This is a genomic window from Sporichthyaceae bacterium, assembly GCA_036493475.1.
GTDB lineage: Bacteria > Actinomycetota > Actinomycetes > Sporichthyales > Sporichthyaceae > DASQPJ01.
On sequence record DASXPS010000178.1, the window covers coordinates 1 to 3084 of the forward strand.

Annotated in this window: 3 protein-coding genes; all 3 read right to left on the reverse strand. The window is 70.2% G+C overall.

The features are described 5' to 3' along the window. Positions 1 to 61: 61 nt before the first annotated feature. The 3 genes from glgA to VGJ14_17675 all read right to left on the reverse strand — a co-directional run bounded on the left by glgA (position 62) and on the right by VGJ14_17675 (position 2974). Positions 62 to 1189: a glycogen synthase gene (gene glgA / locus VGJ14_17665; protein HEY2834257.1), complete on the reverse strand. Its 1128-nt coding sequence runs from the start codon at positions 1187 to 1189 to the stop codon at positions 62 to 64. Further along, a complete protein-coding gene (gene glgC / locus VGJ14_17670; GenBank protein ID HEY2834258.1) occupies positions 1186 to 2424 on the reverse strand; it encodes a glucose-1-phosphate adenylyltransferase in 1239 nt (412 codons plus the stop codon). Before glgC ends, glgA begins: the two co-directional genes overlap by 4 nt. A 223-nt stretch (positions 2425 to 2647) precedes the next feature. Further along, positions 2648 to 2974: a hypothetical protein gene (locus VGJ14_17675; GenBank protein HEY2834259.1), complete on the reverse strand. Its 327-nt coding sequence runs from the start codon at positions 2972 to 2974 to the stop codon at positions 2648 to 2650. Between the last annotated feature and the right edge of the window lie 110 nt (positions 2975 to 3084).

Genomic DNA, 3084 nt, shown 5'->3' on the forward strand with positions numbered 1-3084 from the left:
AGGCGGAGATCCTCGCCCGCGCGCCGCGGCGGTAGCGGGGTTCGCGGCTCGGGACAACGGCTCAGGCCAGCTCCGCGTACAGCGCCGCCGTCTGCGCCGCGACCGCGTCCCAGGAGAACTCGTGCACCGCGCGATCGCGCCCCGCCCGGCCCATCGCGCCGGTCCGGCCGGGGTCGCGCAGCAGCAGGTTCAGCGCGCCGGCGAGCGACGCCGGGTCCTCCGGCGGGACCAGCAGCCCGGTTACGTCATCGTCGACCACCTCGGGGATGCCGCCGACGCGCGACGCCACCACCGCGGTCGCGCAGGCCATCGCCTCCAGGTTGACGATGCCCAGGGGCTCGTACACCGACGGGCAGGCGAACACCGCCGCGTGCGTGAGCAGCTGGATGATGTCCGGCTTGGGCAGCATCTCCGGGATCCAGATCACCCCGGACCGCGACGCCTGCAGCTCCGCCACGAGCGCTGACACCTCGGCGCCGAGCTCCTGCGTGTCCGCCGCCCCGGCGCACAGCACGAGCTGCGCCGACGGGTCGAGCGACGCCGCCGCCCGCAGCAGCACGGGCACGCCCTTCTGCCTGGTGATCCGGCCCACGAAGATCACGTACGGCCGGGAGAGGTCGATGCCGTGCCTTTTGAGTACGTCCGTCTTCTCGTCCGGCGCGTACTCGGCGGTGTCGATACCGTTACGGATTACCCGCACTCGTTCGGGCGAAATCTCCGGGTAAACCGACAGCACGTCGTGGCGCATCCCGTCGGACACCGCCACGACGGCGGCCGCGGCGGCGAGGGATAGCCGCTCCGCCCAGGACGACAGGGCGTAACCGCCGCCGAGCTGCTCGGCCTTCCACGGCCGCAGCGGTTCGAGCGAGTGCACCGTGGCGACGTGCGGGATGCCGTGCAGCAGTGACGCGAGGTGCCCGGCGAGGTTGGCGTACCAGGTGTGCGAGTGCACCAGGTCGGCGCCGCCCACGGCGTCCGCCATGGACAGGTCGGCGGAGAACACCTTCAGCGCGGCGTCGTGCAGCACGGGCCAGGCCTGGTGCGCGACCGCGGTGTCCCGCGGCGCGCCCTGGCAGTGCACGGTGAGGTCCACCAGGCCGGACAGCGCGCGGGCCAGGTACTCCACGTGCACCCCCGCCCCGCCGTACACCTCGGGCGGATACTCCCTGGTCAGCAGCGCTACCTTCACGGTGTTACTTCCTGCCCCTTCCCGACCACGGTGATGCCGCCGGACGAGACGACGAATCCCCGCGCCCGGTCATGTTCCTTGTCCACGCCTACCTTGGCACCTTCGGGCACGACCACGTTCTTGTCGATGATCGCGTCCCGGATCTCCGCGTGCCGCCCGACTATCACGTTGTGCAGCAGGACCGCGCGATCCACGGTGGACCATGAGTTCACCCGGACCCCAGGCGACAGCACGGACCCCCTGACTAGTCCTCCCGAGACGATCACCCCGTTGGAGACGAGCGAGTCGATCGCCCGGCCCACCCGGTCGCCGGTGTCGTGCACGAACTTGGCGGGCGCCAGCGGGTCCATGTGGGTCAGGATCGGCCAGCGGTCGTTGTAGAGGTTGAACATGGGCTCGACGGTGCGCAGGTCCATGTGCGCGTCGAAGTAGGCGTCGATCGTCCCGACGTCCCGCCAGTAGCCGCAGTCGCGCTCGGTGGCGCCGGGCACCTCGTTGGTCATGAAGTCGTACGCCTGCGCCGCGCCGTCGCGGACCAGCGCCGGGATGATGTTCCCGCCGATGTCGTGCCGGCTGTTGATGTCGTGCGCGTCGGTGTGCAGCACGTCCTTGAGCACCTTGGTGTCGAACACGTAGATGCCCATCGAGGCGAACGACTCATCCGGCGAGTCGGGGATGGTCGGCGGGTTGGCCGGCTTCTCGAGGAAGCTCTCGACCGTCCGCCCGTCGGCGGCCACGCCCACGATGCCGAACGCCTTCGCGTCCTGCCGCGACACCGGGATCGCGGCCACGGTCACCCCGGCGCCGTACTCCACGTGCTGGGCGATCATCTGCCGGGGATCCATCCGGTACACGTGGTCGGCGCCGACCACCACCACGATGTCCGGCCGCTCGTCGTTGATCAGGTTCATCGACTGGAAGATCGCGTCCGCGGACCCGCTGTACCAGTGCGCGCCGAGCCGCTGCTGCGCGGGCACCGGCGTCACGTAGTTGCCGAGCAGGTCGCTCATCCGCCACGTGACCGAGATATGCCGGTCCAGGCTGTGGCTCTTGTATTGCGTGAGCACGCAGATCTTCCTGATACCGGAGTTGGCCAGGTTGGACAGGGCGAAGTCAACCAGCCGGTACACCCCGCCGAACGGCACGGCCGGTTTAGCCCGGTCGTCCGTCAGCGGCGCGAGCCGTGTTCCCGCCCCGCCCGCCAGCACAATCCCCAGCACCCGCGGGTCCGCCATGTTGTCCCGTCCCTCCGCCGCTTGATCCGCGATGCAATGCTGCACCCTCTACTTCCCCAGCGGAACCCCCGAACGCACGTGAAAAGACCAACGGCAAAAGAACACAATCATCCCGAACGGGTGCTGGTCGCACCCGTTCGGGATGCCCTGTTACCGCAGAGTGCGGGCCGGGTCACGGGGCTGGCCGGGTCACGGGGCTGGCCGGGTCACGGGACGGGCCACCTCAGGGCGCGGGCGGGGCGAGCAGGTCGCGGACGATGAACGAGTACCCGCCGGGCTGGCAGTCCCCGATGTCCGCTGTGTCCTGCGTGTAGTCCGTCGGCATGCCGCCGAAGTTCGGCGCCGGGTAGACGCTGAGCAGCATGCCGTCGGGGATGTGAGCCGAGTGAATCGCGAAGTCGGGCTGCGGCTGGGTGCCGTTATCGGTGGAGAAGACCCAGCTCTGGCCGTCCCAGGTGTCCAGGCCCGGCAGGTGGACCAGCACCACCTCGGTCGTACGGGGCGACGGGTCTCCCCCGTCGGTGCGCGGCACGCTCATCTGCAGTGCCATGGCTGACTACCCAGCCTCTCTTTGGCTTTGCTAAGAGCTAGGAGGCCCGGGGCACCCCGGCGCCAGGGCGGTCCGGGGTGCCCGCGAGGTGGGCGGGGCGGGTGGGGCCG

Excerpts from the sequence above, each read along its gene's own strand:
- VGJ14_17675 (HEY2834259.1), bottom strand. The coding sequence starts at position 2,974 with ATGGCACTGCAGATGAGCGTGCCGCGCACCGACGGGGGAGACCCGTCG.
- glgC (HEY2834258.1), bottom strand. The coding sequence starts at position 2,424 with ATGGCGGACCCGCGGGTGCTGGGGATTGTGCTGGCGGGCGGGGCGGGA.